Source organism: Comamonas odontotermitis (genome assembly GCF_040396735.1).
GTDB classification, from domain to species: domain Bacteria; phylum Pseudomonadota; class Gammaproteobacteria; order Burkholderiales; family Burkholderiaceae_C; genus Comamonas; species Comamonas odontotermitis_C.
Window position 1 is genome coordinate 90,465 of the sequence record NZ_JBEBNZ010000007.1, and the last position, 15,807, is coordinate 106,271.

Sequence of the window (15,807 nt, forward strand, 5' to 3'; positions counted from 1 at the left end):
GCTATTGTTTTTGATAGCATTGCGCACGCCAGATGTGCGCAAGAGGCTGTTTTATCTGCAGTGCGAGCTGCGGAGCTGTAAAGGAACCCCATGGCTGGCTTGAACCGCGACACCCCGACACCGACCGCGCTGACCGTGCATGGCGCCTCGCGCGTGCTGGAGGTGCAGTACGCCGATGGCGCTGCATTCAAGCTGCCGTTCGAGCTGCTGCGCGTGTATTCGCCCTCTGCCGAGGTGCAGGGCCATGGCCCGGGGCAGGAGGTGCTGCAGACTGGCAAGCGCGATGTGACCATCGTTGCCGTGGAGCCGGTGGGTAACTACGCCATCAAGCCCATCTTCTCGGACGGCCACGAAAGCGGTCTCTACAGCTGGCAGTACCTGTACGAACTGGGCGAGCGCCAGAGCGAGCTGTGGCAGGGTTATCTGGACAGGTTGCAGGCGGCCGGCGTGGACCGCGACCAGCCCATGGCGTCCAAGGCTGGCGCTTCAGGCGGGGGCTGCGGTCACCACCATTGATCGGAAAAAGCGCGCCGCTGCGCGGGGCAGAGCGCTGTGCAGGCCATGCGCTGCGTGGATCAGACGAAATATTTTGTATATAAAGCTATGAATTTGATAGCTGCATGCGCTTGATCATATTAAGCTGCAGCATCAAATGCCTTTGATTGCATACCCGCCCATATGGCGGGGTTTGTCAGGAGAGGCGTTGCAGAGCTTGCTAGCATTCGAACTATGAGTACCACCCACTTTGGATTTGAGACGGTTGATGAAAAGGACAAGGCGCGCAAAGTGCGCGGCGTGTTCGATTCGGTTGCGAGCAAGTACGACGTGATGAACGACCTGATGTCTGGTGGGCTGCACCGCATCTGGAAGCAATACACCGTGATGGTCGCCAACCTCAAGGAAGGCCAGCGTGCGCTGGATATCGCCGGCGGTACGGGCGACCTGTCACTGGCCTTTGCCAAGAAGGTCGGCAAGAGCGGCCAGGTGGTACACACCGACATCAACGAAGCCATGCTGCGTGTGGGGCGTGACCGCCTGATCGACAAAGGCATTCATCTGCCCACCATGGTGTGCGATGCCGAGGCGCTGCCTTTTCCCGACAACTACTTCGACGTGGTGAGCGTGGCTTTTGGCCTGCGCAACATGACGCACAAGGATGTGGCCCTCAAGGAGATGAACCGCGTGCTCAAGCCGCGCGGCAAGCTTCTGGTGCTGGAGTTTTCCAAGGTGGCCAAGCCTCTGGAGAAGGCGTACGACTTGTATTCCTTCCAGGTGCTCCCACGTATCGGACAGATGGTGGCGGGTGACGCGGACAGCTACCGCTACCTGGCTGAATCGATCCGCATGCACCCTGGCCAGAAGGAGTTGAAGGCCATGATGCATCAGGCAGGTTTTGGGCATGTCGACTACCACAACATGACGGCGGGCATCACCGCGTTGCATATGGGCATCAAGTGCTGATGATTTGAATCGCATGGCAGGTTGAAAAGACGGACGCGGCCCAGCGTCTGGCGCAATACAACACAACAGGCCGGTCATGCAAGCATGGGGCGTAACAGTGAAGAAGCCGGTACCGCAAGGTGCGCAGGCATTGAAAAAGAACGGAGCAAATATGATGAAACTGTGGTCAGTAGCCCTGGTGGTTCTGCTGGCGTTTGTGCATGTGGATGCCGATGCCAAGCGCATGGGTGGCGGCAAGTCCATGGGGCAGCAATCGAGCAATGTGACGCAGCGCCAGGCAACGCCTTCCCAGGCGCCCAGTCAGGCTGCGCCTGCCCAGCAGGCACAGCGCCCTGCAACCCCGAATGCAGCCCCACAGGCTGCGCCCAAGAAGCCCTGGGGCGCCATGCTGGGTGGCCTGGCCGCCGGTCTGGGCCTGGCCTGGCTGGCACACAGCCTGGGCTTTGGTGAAGCGTTCGCCAACATGCTGCTGGTAGGTCTGGCCATCATGGCGGTGCTGGCGATTGTCGGCTTCATCATGCGCAAGAAGAGTGGTGCGGCAGCGCCTGCTAACAACTCGCCTTTCGCCTTCCAGGGCGCAGGCAATGCCACGCCTCAGGCGCCGGAATCGGCTCCCGTGGCACGCCAGTACAACCCTGAGAAAGTGGGCAATGATGCATCCGCCCGTCCCTGGGAGCAAGGCGCGGCACCCGTGGCCGCGGCAGCGGGTGGCAGCATGATCGGCTCGGCGCTGGGTGGCTCGCAGAACTGGGGCGTGCCCGAAGGCTTTGATACGCAAGGCTTTCTGGATGCGGCCAAGCGCAATTTCGTGACCTTGCAGGCTGCCTGGGACCGTGGTGATGTTCAGACCCTGCGCTCGATGATGACCGATACCATGTTGGCAGAGGTCAAGGGTCAGTTGCAGGAGCGCGAGCAGCACCGCGAAGGTGTGCAGCCCAACCAGACCGATGTTGTGATGCTTGAAGCCCAATTGCTGGGTATCGAGGACCTGGGCAACGCCTACATGGCCAGCGTCGAGTTCTCCGGCATGATCCGTGAAGAGGCGAATGCGGGCCCCAGCCCCTTCCGCGAAGTGTGGAACATGACCAAGCCGAAGGACGGCACCAGCGGCTGGCTGGTCGCTGGTCTGCAAGCCTTGCAGTAAGAACGTGGCTGCGTAGAGATCGCATGTTCTTAGGCGCTGTGTCATAAAACTCCATCGCCGTGCCTGTTAATCGAAGGCATAGGCGATCGAGTTGGGGAATAATTGGGGACTATGGCAACACAGTCCCCTTTTTCTTTTCCGGGCGGCATTTTTGCGCGCATTCTGGATTCGGCACAACCACCGCAGTGGCTGGTGTCCGAGGTGCAACACCGTGTGGTGCTGTTCCTGAACCATGTGCTGATGCAGGAAAGCATCGCCATGGAGCGCCTCACGCGCCAAAGTGGGCGAGTGGTTCAGGTGCAGTGGCGCAGCATTCAATTGGCGCTGCAGATCACGCCAGCCGGCCTGCTGGACCTGGCCGAGCCCGGCGTAACACCTGATCTGCGCGTGCATGTGGTTGATGAATCGCCGCTCGCGCTGGCGCGTGATGTGCTGCAGGGTGAAAAGCCCGCTATCCGCATTGACGGCGATGTGCAGTTCGCCGCCGAGATCCAGTGGCTGGTCGACCATGTCCGCTGGGACGTCGAGGAAGACCTGGCACGCATCGTGGGCGATACCCCCGCGCACTGGCTGGCTTCCTTTGGTCAGCGCATTGCGGTGGCGCTGCGCCAGTTCGTCGACATGGGGGTGCGCACGGCAGACCGCTTTGGCGGCAGCCGCTCCGGCCAGCAGGCGCAACCGCCAGCGCCGCCTACACCTCCAGGCTATGGCACAGGCGCCGATTCTCCCAGCGAGCGCCAGCCCTCATGAAGCGTTTTTTCCGTGGCTTTACCATCCTATGGGTGGTGTGGCGCTATGGGCTGGACGACATGGTGCTCTCCAGCTTCAGCCACCCGTGGCTCAAGGGCATCACCCGTGTGCTGCGCCTGGGCCGCAAGTGGACGCAGCCGCGCGGCCAGCGCCTGCGTGAAGCGCTGGAGCAGCTGGGACCCATTTTCGTCAAGTTCGGGCAGGTGCTCTCGACCCGGCGTGACCTGCTGCCCCCCGATATTGCCGAAGAACTGTCGCTGCTGCAGGACCGCGTGCCCTCATTCGATCCGCGCATCGCGGTCGAGACCATCGAGCGTGCGTTCCGCAAGCCGATTGCCGAGGTGTTCGCCAGCTTTGATGAAAAGCCCGTTGCGAGCGCATCCATAGCCCAGGTGCACTTTGCCACCATCCGCACCCGCGCTGGCGAGTTGCGTGATGTGGCCGTGAAGGTGCTGCGACCAGGCATGCTGCCGGTGATCGACAGCGACCTCGCCCTGATGCGCACCATGGCGGAGCTGGTGGAGAAGTTCTCTGCCGATGGCAAGCGCCTCAAGCCGCGCCAGGTGGTGGCGGAGTTCGATACCTACCTGCACGACGAACTCGATCTGATGCGCGAGGCATCGAACGCCGCCCAGTTGCGCCGCAACATGGAAGGGCTCGATCTGGTGCTGATTCCCGAGGTGTTCTGGGATTTCTGCCATCAGGAGGTGATGGTGATGGAGCGCATGAATGGCGTGCCCATCAACCAGGTTGAAACCTTGCGAGCCGCTGGCGTGGATATTCCCAAACTGGCGCGCGATGGCGTGACCATCTTCTTCACCCAGGTGTTCCGTGACGGCTTTTTCCATGCTGACATGCACCCGGGCAATATCCAGGTGAGCCTGGAGCCCGAGAGCTTTGGCCGCTATATCTCGCTGGATTTTGGCATCGTCGGCACCTTGACGGAGTTCGACAAGGAATACCTGGCGCAGAACTTCACGGCCTTCTTCCGCCGCGACTACAAGCGTGTTGCAGAGCTGCACATCGAAAGCGGATGGGTACCGCCCGACACGCGGGTCGATGAGCTGGAGGCGGCGATCCGCGCCGTGTGCGAGCCGTACTTCGACCGCCCGCTCAAGGAGATTTCGCTGGGCATGGTGCTGATGCGTTTGTTCCAGACTTCGCGCCGTTTCCAGGTCGAGATTCAGCCGCAGCTCGTGCTGTTGCAAAAAACCCTGCTCAACATCGAAGGACTGGGCCGTCAGCTCGACCCGGACCTGGACCTGTGGAGCACGGCCAAGCCTTTCCTTGAAAAGTGGATGCTCGACCAGATGGGGCCGCAGCGCCTGTGGCGTGAGCTGAAAAGCCAGGCTCCGCGCTACGCCAAGCTGCTGCCGGACATGCCGCGCCTGGTGCACCAGTACCTCTCGCAACAGGGCCGCGACAACGACGAGACTCTCAAGGAGCTGCTGGCGCAGCAGAAGCTGACCAACAAGCTGCTGCAGATCATCGTCAGCGGTGGCATCGGTTTCGTCCTGGGGCTGGTGGTGCTGCAGCTCCTGATTCGCGTTCGTATCTTTTGACCTTTTACGCTTTGCAGGAGTGACAACGTGCTGCTCTACATGGTGATTGCTTACCTTTTTGTAACCATTGGCGTGGGCCTGTGGGCCGCCAAACGGGTCAAGAACACGGCAGATTTTGCAGTCGCAGGGCGCCATCTGCCCCTGTTCATGATCATCACGACCACGTTTGCCACCTGGTTTGGCTCGGAGATCGTGCTGGGCGTGCCCGCCAAGTTCATCGAAGGCGGCCTGCGCAATGTGGTGGAAGACCCGTTTGGCGCGGGCACCTGCCTGATTCTGGTGGGCCTGTTCTTTGCCGCCAAGCTCTACCGCATGAACCTGCTCACCATCAGTGATTACTACCGCAAGCGCTACGGCCGCTCGGTGGAGATCATCTGTTCGCTCATCATCATGCTCAGCTATCTGGGCTGGGTGTCGGCGCAGGTCACAGCGCTGGGGCTGGTGTTCAACTTGCTCTCGCATGGCGCGATCAGCACCTCGATGGGCATGGTGATCGGTGTGGTTTCGATCCTGGCCTACACCTTGTTTGGTGGCATGTGGTCGGTGGCGGTGACCGATTTCGTGCAGATGATCATTCTGGTTGTCGGCCTCATGGTGCTGGCCTTCTTCGCCTCCGACATGGCGGGCGGCGCTGGCAAGGTCATCGATCTGGCCACCAGCCGTGACCTGTTCAAGTTCTGGCCCGAGCCGACCTGGCACGACATTGTGTTTTTCTTTGCAGCGGCCATCACCATGATGCTGGGCTCGATTCCGCAGCAGGACGTGTTCCAGCGCGTGATGTCGGCCAACAGCGAGAAATCGGCCGTGCGCGGCACAGTGATCGGCGGCTCTGCCTACATCCTGTTTGCCTTTGTGCCCATGTTCCTGGTAGCCAGCGCGCTCATCATCATGCCCGAGGCAACGGCAAGCCTGCTCAAGGAAGATCCGCAGAAGGTGCTGCCCACCCTGGTGATGGAGAAGATGCCGTTCATCATGCAGATCCTGTTCTTTGGCGCACTGCTGTCGGCTATCAAATCCTGCGCATCCGCAACCTTGCTCGCACCCAGCGTCACCTTTACCGAGAACATCTGGCGCCAGTTCCGCCCCCATGTGAGTGATCACGACAATCTGCGCACCATGCGCATCAGCGTGCTGGTGTTCAGCGCCTGTGTCCTGGCGTACTCGATCAAGATGGAAGGCACGCCGATCTATGAGTTGGTGTCCGGCGCTTACCAGGTGCCGCTGGTGGGGGCGTTTGTGCCGCTGACCATGGGCTTGTACTGGAAGCGCGCAACCACGCAAGGCGCCCTGCTGGCGGTGTTTCTGGGCATCGGCGTGTGGCTGGCTGGGCTCAACATGGCCTGGGGCAGTGCTTTCCCGGCGCAGTTGGCCGGTGTGCTGTCGGCTTTTGCCGGCATGGTGGCAGGCTCGCTCGCGCCGCAGTGGGTCCCCAACCAGAAGACGGATGTGATTCCGTTCGAGCCGGAAGCCGCGCCCGCAGGGGCCATGGCGCGCTGAAGCGGGGTGGGTTTCCAGAAAAATGAGAGCTGTCTGCGCGCATACCTATTGGCTTTCATGTCATTTTTGACATGGATTTCAATAACAGCAGGCGCTATCAGCTATCATTTTTCAAACCATGCGTGCGAATCCCGAAAGGCCCGGTAGCCCGGGCTGGTTTGTGCAAGCCAGCCTATAATCAAGGGTTTCCCTTCGTTTTCTGACTTTGCGCGATGCCTATTTACGCCTACAAGTGCAGTGCCTGCGGATTTGCCAAGGATGTTTTGCAAAAAATATCGGATGCGCCGCTGACCGAATGCCCCGAATGCAAGCAAGCGAGCTTTTCCAAGCAACTGACTGCGCCGGGCTTCCAGCTCAAGGGCACGGGCTGGTACGCCACCGATTTCAGCGGTAAGAAATCCAGCTCGGACACGGGCGGAGCAAGCTCGTCCAGCGACAGCAAGGCTGCGCCCGCTGCAGCGCCTGCGGCCGCACCCGCGCCCGCGCCTGCTGCGGCACCCGCAGCATCAACCAGCTCTGCTGCATAAGGATTCCCACCACCCATGGCTGCACTGCGCAAATGGCTGCTGACCGGATTGCTGGTCGTTGTGCCCGGCGTGATCACGGTCTGGGTGCTCGGCTGGATCGTCGGCACGCTTGACCAGACCCTGCAGATCCTGCCGGAGAGCTGGCAGCCAGACAAGGTCCTGGGCTACCATGTGCCGGGTTTCGGCGTGGTGCTCACGCTGGCGATCCTGCTGCTGGTGGGGGGCACGGCCAGCAATTTCGTTGGCCGCAAGCTGGTGAGCTGGGGCGATGCCCTGGTCAGCCGCATACCGGTGGTGCGCTCGATCTATTCCAGCGTCAAACAGGTGTCCGACACCCTGTTTTCCGAAAGCGGCAATGCATTTCGTACCGCCGTCATGGTGCAATGGCCGCATCCCGGCATGTGGACCGTCGGCTTCGTGACGGGTGCGCCCGGCGGCGAGCTGGCTGATCATCTGGTCGCAGTGGGTGCGCAGGAAGAATTTGTCAGCGTGTATGTGCCCACTACCCCCAACCCCACGGGCGGTTATCTGGTGATGGTGCGCAAAAGCGACTGTGTGGAACTGAATATGAGCGTGGACGCCGCGCTCAAATACATCGTGTCGATGGGTGTGGTGGCTCCTCCGGAGCAGCGTCCCTCGATCCCCAAAAACTAAAGGACTAGAGCGCCCACAAGGCGCAGGAAGATTGGCTATGGCAATGCGTTCGCAATACTGCGGTCTGGTGACCGAAGCCCAGATGGGCGAAACCGTAACGCTGTGCGGCTGGGTGAACCGCCGCCGCGACCACGGTGGTGTGATCTTTATTGACCTGCGCGACCGCGAAGGCTATGTGCAGGTGGTCTGCGACCCGGATCGCGCCGACATGTTCAAGACCGCCGAAGGCGTGCGCAACGAGTTCTGCGTGCAGGTCAAGGGCGTGGTGCGTGCCCGTCCGGAAGGCACGACCAATGATTCCATCAAGAGTGGCAAGATCGAAGTGCTGTGCCACGAGCTGAATGTGCTCAACGCCTCGGTCACGCCTCCGTTCCAGCTCGATGACGACAACCTGTCGGAAACCGTGCGCCTCACCAACCGCGTGCTGGACCTGCGCCGCCCGGTCATGCAGCGCAACATGATGCTGCGCTACAAGACCGCGATCCAGGTGCGCAACTTCCTCGACAAGGAAGGCTTCATCGACATCGAAACCCCGATGCTGGGCAAGTCCACGCCAGAAGGCGCCCGTGACTATCTGGTGCCTTCGCGCGTGCACGACGGCGAGTTCTACGCGCTGCCGCAATCGCCCCAGCTGTACAAGCAGATGCTGATGGTGGCCGGCTACGACCGTTACTACCAGATCACCAAGTGCTTCCGCGACGAAGACCTGCGCGCCGACCGCCAGCCCGAGTTCACGCAGATCGACTGCGAAACCTCGTTCCTGAACGAGGAAGAAATCCGCGCGATCTTCGAGCGCATGATCAAGGAAGTGTTCCAGACCCAACTGGGCGTGGAGCTGGGCGAATTCCCGATGATGACCTACCAGGACGCGGCTTTCCGCTTTGGTTCGGACAAGCCGGACCTGCGCGTCAAGCTGGAGTTCACCGAATTGACTGATGTCATGAAGGACGTGGACTTCAAGGTGTTCTCCGGCGCGGCCAACATGAAGGGCGGCCGTGTGGTGGGCCTGCGCGTTCCTGGTGGCGCCCGCGAGCAGGGTGGCCTCTCGCGTGGTGAAATCGACGGTTATACCGAGTTCGTCAAGATCTACGGTGCCAAGGGCTTGGCCTACATCAAGGTCAACGAACTGGCCAAGGGCCGCGATGGCCTGCAGTCGCCTATCGTCAAGAACATCCATGATGCAGCCATTGCCGAAATTCTCAAGCGCACTGGCGCTCAGGATGGCGACCTGATCTTCTTTGGTGCAGACAAGGAAAAGGTTGTCAACGACGCCATCGGCGCGCTGCGCATCAAGATCGGCCACAGCGATTTCGGCAAGGCCGGCGGCCTGTTCGAGAACAAGTGGGCACCGCTGTGGGTGGTGGATTTCCCGATGTTTGAGTACGACGAGGAAAACGACCGCTGGGCCGCTGTGCACCACCCCTTCACCAGTCCCAAGGATGGCCACGCAGAACTCATGGCCACCGAACCCGGCAAGTGCATCGCCAAGGCCTACGACATGGTTCTGAATGGCTGGGAGCTGGGCGGCGGCTCGGTGCGTATCCACCGTGCCGACGTGCAGGCCAAGGTGTTTGACGCCCTGAACATCACCCCTGAGCAGCAACGCGCCAAGTTCGGTTACCTGCTGGATGCGCTGCAGTACGGCGCGCCTCCGCACGGCGGCTTGGCGTTCGGCCTGGACCGCCTCATCACGCTGATGACGGGCTCCGAATCCATCCGCGACGTGATTGCTTTCCCCAAGACCCAACGCGCCCAGGATTTGCTGACGCAGGCGCCTTCGGCCGTGGACGAAAAGCAGTTGCGCGAGCTGCACATCAAGCTGCGCAATGCGGTTGCTGCCCAGTAAGCACCGGCCCGGCATCGGCTTTTGGGGCTGATGCATCTGGCAACGATAAAACGCCAAAGCCGCAAGGTTTTGGCGTTTTGCATTGAAAGCAAGGCTTTATGCTTGCGGGCTCATGATCTGGAGAGGCGAGGCATGCACTACACCAAGGCAGGCACGGTACGGGCGGTAATTGCCATGGCTGCGGCACTGGCGCTGGCCGCCTGCGGCGAAAAGAAGACCGAGTTGGGCGAGGGCGGGTCGGAGATATCGGGCTCCGCCGGGCCTGCTGGCGGGCAGAACGCCCATGCCAGCCTGGAGCGTTGCGACGCGCCGATTGCCACCGTGGCCTTGCTGGAGAATCCGCGCGGCTATGTGATGCCCAGCGCTGCCAACCTGCCACCCACGCCGGTGCCGCTGGTGCGCCTGTTGATGCAGCAAAGCGGCTGCTTTCGTGTGGTGGACCGCGCGGGTGGCCTGCAGGGCACGATCCGCGAGGGCGAACTGCAGGATGCAGGCGTGCTGCGCCCCAATGGCACGGTGGAAAAGCGCAAAGGCTATGAAGCGCAGTACACCATGGTGCCCAACCTCACTTTCAGCGAGCAGGATGCGGGGCGCGGTCTCGCTGGCATCATTGCGATGATTCCCATGTTGCGCGACATTGCGGGGCTGGCCGGTGTGGCAGAGCAGGTCAAGCTCAAGGAAGCGCAGACGGCGCTCTTTCTTACCGACAATGAAACCACGGAGCAGGTCGCTGCGGCCACGGGTTCGGCCCGCGCCACCGATCTGGGCGTGGGGGGCGTGGTATTGGGCAAGCTGGGAGGAGGCGCTGGCGCCGGCTGGAGCAATACGAACGAAGGCAAGGTCATTGCGGCGGCCTTCCTCCATGCCCACAACCAATTGGTGCAGCAGGTGCGCCTGTTGCAGGCCAAGGATCTGCCGCCTCCGGTGGCGACGGCGGGTGCCAATGGCCATGCAAGTTCTGGCAAAAAAGGTGATTCACGCGCAGTGGATAAGCGCTGAATGCTATTCTTTTTAAAGGTTGCAGGCCGCTGCAACTGCCTTGTCGTGATTTCTCCCGCGCCCCACCATTGTGAATTCCAAGCCTTTCAAAATTCCGCAATCTGTATTGGTCATCATCCATACGGTTGACTTGCAGGTATTGCTGCTGCGCCGTGTGGGCAGCATGGCCGGGGTTGATTACTGGCAGCCTGTGACGGGCAGCAAGGATGCGGAAGATGAAACCTGGGTACAGACCGCGATCCGGGAGGTGGGCGAAGAAACGGGGATTGACGCCCATCACCCCGATTGCACCCTGCGCGACTGGAACCTGGAGAACATCTACCCCATCTATCCACAGTGGCTGCACCGCTATGCGCCCGGGGTTCGCATGAACACCGAGCACGTGCTCAGCCTGCAGGTGCCGTCCTACACCAACATCACCCTCAGCCCGCGAGAGCACAGCGCCTATGCGTGGCATGATTGGCGAGAGGCGGCAGAGCGTTGCTATTCCATATCGAACAGCGAAGCCATTCTGTGGCTGCCAAGGTTCCTGCATCCATGACCGAACTAGACGACGAACATCCGATTCTGCGCGTGGCCACCTACAACATCCACAAGGGTGTGCAAGGGTTGGGGCCGGTGCGCAGGCTGGAGATCCACAACCTGGGGCTGGCGGTGGAGCAGATGGATGCCGATATCGTCTGCCTGCAGGAGGTGCGCAAGGACAACCGCAAGGAGGCCGGTTTCTTTGATAACTGGCCCGAGCAGACGCAAGCAGATTTTCTGACGCCGCTGGGCTACACCGCTGCCTACTACACCAATGCGCAGACCAAGTGGGGTGAGCACGGCAATGCATTGCTCACGCGCTGGCCGATCCTGGAGACGCACCACCGCGATATCTCGGACCACCGCTTCGAGCAGCGCGGCCTGCTGCATGCCGCCATGCAGATTGCCGGGCGCCGCGTCCATGCGGTGGTGGTACACCTGGGCCTGGTGCACGGCAGCCGCTTGCGCCAGACGGCGCAGATTCAGCAGTTCATCAACGAGTACGTGCCGGACGACGAGCCGGTGGTGGTGGCGGGCGATTTCAACGACTGGGGGTTCCAGGTCAAGTCCATGCTCGCCGGGTTCGGGCTGTTCGAGTACGACGAGCAGCCGCTGATGACCTACCCCTCGCGCCTGCCGGTGGTGCAGCTCGACCATGTTTACGCACGGGGTCTGACGCCCTGCGGCCTGTTTGTTCCGCGCGGGCGCATCTGGTGGCGCATGTCCGATCACCTGCCGCTGATTGCAGAGTTCCGCCTGCGGGATTGACGGAGGGCCGGATGCGCAGGCATTCGCTGCCAGCGCCGCTTTGCTGCAGGCGGCGAGCCATGGGAGAGAGGGATCACTCCGGGAGGGGCGCATGCTGCCAGATGAAGACCGGCAGCGCTCCAGAATGGTTTGCTATATTAAATATAGCTTCTTGCGCGCGTCACATAAGCGCAGCGGGCGATAAACACCAATACCCATGAGGACAGATTTCGCTGGTACCATGCCTGCTATGTTTACCGAACTATCCGATCCGAAAAAAGCGCCTGCCAGCGCAGAAGGCACACCGGTGTCCGTCAAGATCCGCGAGCGGATAGTGGCGGCCCAGCAGCGCTTCCATGCCAACGACAACATCGCGGATTTCATCGAGCCCGGCGAGCTGGAAAAGCTGCTGGACGAGGTGGAACACAAGATGCAGGGCGTGCTCGACAGCCTGGTGATCAACACCGAAGACGACCACAACACCCGCAACACCGCGCGCCGCGTGGCCAAGATGTACATCAACGAGGTGTTCAAGGGCCGCTATGTGCCGCAGCCCGAGGTGACGGCCTTCCCCAATGCCGAGCACCTGAACGAGTTGATGATCGTGGGCCCCATCACCGTGCGCAGCGCCTGCAGCCACCACCTGTGCCCGGTCATCGGCAAGGTATGGATTGGCGTGCTGCCCAACAAGAACACCAATGTGATCGGCTTGTCGAAGTATGCGCGCCTGGTGGACTGGGTGCTGGGCCGTCCGCAGATCCAGGAAGAAGCCATCGTGCAACTGGCGGACCTGATCATGAACAAGACCCAACCCGATGGCCTGGCCGTGGTGCTGGAGGCCTCGCATTTCTGCATGTCCTGGCGCGGTGTGCGCGAAATGGACTCGAAGATGCTCAACTCCGTGATGCGTGGCGAGTTTTTGACCAACCCCAACCTGCGGCGCGAATTTCTCTCGCTGATTCCGCAGCGTGCAGGTAACTGAAATCCTCCATCCACCATCACCAACTGCCCGGCCTTTGCCGGGCGGTTTTTTTGCCCGTGCCGCAGCGCGGTGCTTGCTTCAGGGTGTGGCGGCTTCTGACCCTGTGCGGCACAGAAGCCATTTTTTGAGCAAAGAGGGGACATGACGCTCTACGCGTTTGCGCTGATCATTGTTGCGGGCATCATCCATGCGTTCTGGAACATCGTTGCCAAGAAGGCGGGCGGCGATGCCCGCTTTTCGCTGTTCACCTCGGTGCTCAACGCCATCGTCTGGCTGCCGCTGGGCTGGTGGCTGGGCCGAGAAGTGGTGCCGCTGTGGGGCTGGGTGGAATGGGGCTTTGTCGCGGCCAGTGCGCTGCTGCATGTGTTTTATTTCATCATTTTGCTGCGCGGCTACCGTGTAGCCGACCTCACGGTGGTGTACCCCCTGGCGCGCGGTAGCGGGCCCTTGCTGTCGTCGCTGGTGGCAGTGCTGTTTCTGGGCGAGCACCTGTCGGCAATGGGGGCCTTCGGTATTGTCGGCGTGGTGGTGGGCGTGTTCCTGATCGCAGGCGGCCCGGCCATGTTGCGCACGGCCACCCAGGGCGGCAGTGGCGAAAAGCGCGAGCGCACCATCAAGGGCCTGTACTACGGCTTGCTGACGGGTGTCTTCATTGCCGCCTACACGGTGGTGGACAGCTATGCCGTCAAGGTGCTGCTGATGTCGCCGATTCTGCTCGATTACATGGGCAACCTGCTGCGCTGCGTGGTGCTGGCGCCGCTGGGCCTGCGCAACCGGACGGAAACCTGGCGCCTGTGGCAGCTGCAGTGGAAATACGCGCTGGTGGTTGCCATCTTCAGCCCTATCGCCTATGTGCTGGTGCTGTACGCCGTGCAAAGCGCACCCATCTCGCACGTGGCACCAGCACGTGAGGTGTCGATGCTGTTTGCCGCCTTGATCGGCGGCAAATTGCTGGGCGAAGGGGACCGCGCCTTGCGCATTGCCGGGGCCGTATTGATTGCGCTGGGCGTGACGGCGCTGGGTCTGGGTTGAGCGATGGCGCAGCCTGCCATGCCGCCTCCCATGGTGCTGGGGTGTGATTTCAGCAGCAGCCCCGGCAGGCGAAAACCCATTGTGCAGGCGTATGGCGCTTGGGATGCGGCCAGCCGCAGCGTACAGCTGCAAGGCTTTGCATTTTTTTCCACGTTGGATGCGTGGAGCGATTTTCTCGCGCAGGACATCGCCTGGGTGGGCGGCTTTGATTTGCCATTTGCGCTGCCGCGCGAACTGGTGGAGCAACTGGGCTGGCCTACCGATTGGCAAGCCTGCGTGCAGCACTATGCAGGCCTGGATCGCGCCCTGATTCGTGAGCAGTTCAAGGCCTTTTGCGCCGGGCGGCCCGTTGGCGGCAAGTTTGCGCACCGCGCCACCGATGGCCCGGCGGGCTCCAGCCCGTCGATGAAATGGGTCAACCCGCCTGTGGCTTACATGCTGCATGCCGGTGTGCCGCGCCTTCTTGCCGCGGGAGCCGATTTTCCAGGCCTGCTGCGGCGCAGGAGCCGCAAGGTCGCGCTGGAAGCCTATCCCGGCTTGCTGGCCCGCGAGCTGATTGGCCGCCGCAGCTACAAAAGCGATGACAGGCAAAGCCAGACGCCCGAGCGCGCTGCTGCGCGGCAAGATTGCCTGGCGGCCCTGCTGCAGGGCGATCACTCGTTGCAGCTGCGCCTGAGTGCCAGTGCAGCGCAGCAGGAATGCATGTTGCAGGACGCGAGCGGCGATCACCTGGATGCCGCCATCTGCATGCTGCAGGCGGCTTGGGGCCTGAGCCGTCATCTGCAGGGCGATGCGCACTACGGTTTGCCTACGGGCGCGGACCCGCTGGAAGGCTGGATTGTGACTGCCCCGTTGTCGCGCGCGTAAGTGCGTCCAGAATGCAATTGGCAGGCGGCAAGCCATAATGTGCCGATTACCGCCTTTGTCAGTGAGTTGCCTGGATACCTCCTATGCCTACCCTTCAGTCCCTGGTTGCTTTTTTTGGTGTTGCGGTGCTGCTGGCCTTGTCGCCGGGGCCCGACAACCTGTTTGTGCTGATGCAATCGGTGCAGCGTGGCTGGCGTGTTGGCATTGCCGTGGTGGTGGGCCTGTGCCTGGGGGTGGTCGTGCACACCACGGCGGTGGCGCTGGGGCTGGCGGCGGTGTTTGCAGCATCCAGCATTGCGTTCACCGTGCTCAAGTGGTGCGGCGCAGCCTATCTGGCCTACCTGGCCTGGGGAGCGTGGCGGGCGCCTGTTTCAGCAGAGAAATCAGGCAATGGAACAAGCAAAGCGAGCGCCAGTAGCTATGAAATCAGTAGTAAGGAGTTGCTGGCCATGGTGCGCCGTGGCGTGGTGATGAACCTCACCAATCCCAAGGTGCTGATCTTCTTTCTGGCCTTTTTGCCGCAGTTTGCCGACCCCGCCATCGGCCCGGTCGGCCCGCAGATCTTTGTCTTTGGCGCGGTGTTCATTCTGGCGGCGTTTCTGGTGTTCGGCGCCATTGCACTGTTCTCCGGCGCCTTTGGCAATCTGCTGCTGCGCTCGCCACGGGCGCAGTTCTGGCTCAACAAGATCACGGCCGTGGTGTTTGTGGGGCTGGCGGTGAAGCTGGCCACGTCGCAGCGTTGACGCGCTGCGCGGGGATGCGCTCTTGTCACGCCTTGTGATAGCGGTATTCCTGCGTCTTGCCACCATAGCCGTAGGCAGCAGCGCGGGCATCGATGACATGCACGTATGACACCGGGTGCAACTGCGGGTGCAGCGCGGCCATCGTGTCATAGACGGCTTGCAGGTAGCGCGCCTTTTCTGCCTTGGTGTTGGTTTCGTCGGTGATGCTGATATCCAGCTGAAATGCCGACTGGCCCAATTCCTCCAGGGTCTTGCCTGCAATCCACCAGTCTTGCGCCGCAACCTGTGCGAACGTGATGGCGATGACCTCGGGCCGCTTGCCCAGAATGTCCTGCGTCAACTGGGCAATGGCCTCGCTGATCTGTTGCTGGCGCTGGGCGTTGCGCGGGCCGGAAAGCTGGATGGCGATGTGGGGCATGGTGTTCTCCTGAAAAAACCTTGAAAGAGGATCGATGGCTCCATTCTGAAAGC

At 61.6% G+C, this 15,807-nt stretch carries 17 protein-coding genes; 16 read left to right on the forward strand and 1 reads right to left on the reverse strand.

Annotated elements, in window-relative coordinates; translation table 11 throughout:
• Positions 1 to 90: 90 nt before the first annotated feature.
• The 16 genes from ACH2DG_RS08825 to ACH2DG_RS08900 all read left to right on the forward strand — a co-directional run bounded on the left by ACH2DG_RS08825 (position 91) and on the right by ACH2DG_RS08900 (position 15,336).
• Positions 91 to 516: a gamma-butyrobetaine hydroxylase-like domain-containing protein gene (locus ACH2DG_RS08825; protein WP_395025558.1), complete on the forward strand. Its 426-nt coding sequence runs from the start codon at positions 91 to 93 to the stop codon at positions 514 to 516.
• 213 nt (positions 517 to 729) lie between these two features.
• On the forward strand, positions 730 to 1,461 hold the full coding sequence (ubiE, locus tag ACH2DG_RS08830; protein WP_395025559.1) for a bifunctional demethylmenaquinone methyltransferase/2-methoxy-6-polyprenyl-1,4-benzoquinol methylase UbiE: 732 nt from the start codon (positions 730 to 732) through the stop codon (positions 1,459 to 1,461).
• A gap of 151 nt (positions 1,462 to 1,612) precedes the next feature.
• Positions 1,613 to 2,605, forward strand: a complete 993-nt coding sequence (locus ACH2DG_RS08835; RefSeq protein WP_395025560.1) for a Tim44 domain-containing protein — start codon at positions 1,613 to 1,615, stop codon at positions 2,603 to 2,605.
• A 111-nt stretch (positions 2,606 to 2,716) separates the two neighbouring features.
• On the forward strand, positions 2,717 to 3,355 hold the full coding sequence (locus ACH2DG_RS08840; RefSeq protein WP_395025561.1) for an SCP2 domain-containing protein: 639 nt from the start codon (positions 2,717 to 2,719) through the stop codon (positions 3,353 to 3,355).
• Entirely contained in the window at positions 3,352 to 4,917 is a 1,566-nt protein-coding gene (gene ubiB / locus ACH2DG_RS08845) for a ubiquinone biosynthesis regulatory protein kinase UbiB (RefSeq protein ID WP_395025563.1), read from the forward strand. Before ACH2DG_RS08840 ends, ubiB begins: the two co-directional genes overlap by 4 nt.
• A gap of 27 nt (positions 4,918 to 4,944) precedes the next feature.
• Positions 4,945 to 6,414 carry a sodium:solute symporter family protein gene (locus ACH2DG_RS08850; protein ID WP_395025564.1) on the forward strand — a complete coding sequence of 490 codons (1,470 nt, stop codon included), beginning with the start codon at positions 4,945 to 4,947 and terminating at the stop codon, positions 6,412 to 6,414.
• A 212-nt stretch (positions 6,415 to 6,626) separates the two neighbouring features.
• Positions 6,627 to 6,941: an FmdB family zinc ribbon protein gene (locus tag ACH2DG_RS08855; protein WP_395025565.1), complete on the forward strand. Its 315-nt coding sequence runs from the start codon at positions 6,627 to 6,629 to the stop codon at positions 6,939 to 6,941.
• 15 nt (positions 6,942 to 6,956) lie between these two features.
• Entirely contained in the window at positions 6,957 to 7,595 is a 639-nt protein-coding gene (locus ACH2DG_RS08860; protein WP_395025566.1) for a DUF502 domain-containing protein, read from the forward strand.
• Positions 7,596 to 7,632: 37 nt separating this feature from the next.
• Complete coding sequence (gene aspS, locus ACH2DG_RS08865) at positions 7,633 to 9,441, forward strand: aspartate--tRNA ligase (protein WP_395025567.1); 1,809 nt, start codon at positions 7,633 to 7,635, stop codon at positions 9,439 to 9,441.
• 132 nt (positions 9,442 to 9,573) lie between these two features.
• Positions 9,574 to 10,440, forward strand: coding sequence for a CsgG/HfaB family protein (locus ACH2DG_RS08870; RefSeq protein ID WP_395025568.1), 867 nt, complete (start codon positions 9,574 to 9,576; stop codon positions 10,438 to 10,440).
• 70 nt (positions 10,441 to 10,510) lie between these two features.
• The gene (nudB, locus tag ACH2DG_RS08875; protein ID WP_395025569.1) at positions 10,511 to 10,981 is read left to right on the forward strand and encodes a dihydroneopterin triphosphate diphosphatase; all 471 of its coding nucleotides are present in this window, start codon (positions 10,511 to 10,513) and stop codon (positions 10,979 to 10,981) included.
• On the forward strand, positions 10,978 to 11,733 hold the full coding sequence (locus ACH2DG_RS08880; protein WP_395025571.1) for an endonuclease/exonuclease/phosphatase family protein: 756 nt from the start codon (positions 10,978 to 10,980) through the stop codon (positions 11,731 to 11,733). The genes nudB and ACH2DG_RS08880 overlap by 4 nt, the downstream gene beginning before the upstream one ends.
• Before the next feature lie 229 nt (positions 11,734 to 11,962).
• Complete coding sequence (gene folE, locus ACH2DG_RS08885; protein WP_224150136.1) at positions 11,963 to 12,694, forward strand: GTP cyclohydrolase I; 732 nt, start codon at positions 11,963 to 11,965, stop codon at positions 12,692 to 12,694.
• A gap of 141 nt (positions 12,695 to 12,835) precedes the next feature.
• Positions 12,836 to 13,726 (forward strand): EamA family transporter, encoded by an 891-nt coding sequence (locus tag ACH2DG_RS08890; RefSeq protein ID WP_395025572.1) that lies wholly within the window; start codon positions 12,836 to 12,838, stop codon positions 13,724 to 13,726.
• A gap of 18 nt (positions 13,727 to 13,744) precedes the next feature.
• Positions 13,745 to 14,593, forward strand: a complete 849-nt coding sequence (locus ACH2DG_RS08895; RefSeq protein ID WP_395025573.1) for a DUF429 domain-containing protein — start codon at positions 13,745 to 13,747, stop codon at positions 14,591 to 14,593.
• An 83-nt stretch (positions 14,594 to 14,676) separates the two neighbouring features.
• Entirely contained in the window at positions 14,677 to 15,336 is a 660-nt protein-coding gene (locus ACH2DG_RS08900; RefSeq protein WP_395025575.1) for a LysE family translocator, read from the forward strand.
• A 25-nt stretch (positions 15,337 to 15,361) separates the two neighbouring features.
• On the opposite strand, the gene ACH2DG_RS08905 is transcribed toward ACH2DG_RS08900, so the two are convergent.
• On the reverse strand, positions 15,362 to 15,754 hold the full coding sequence (locus tag ACH2DG_RS08905; RefSeq protein ID WP_395025576.1) for a 4-oxalocrotonate tautomerase family protein: 393 nt from the start codon (positions 15,752 to 15,754) through the stop codon (positions 15,362 to 15,364).
• Positions 15,755 to 15,807 lie beyond the last annotated feature (53 nt).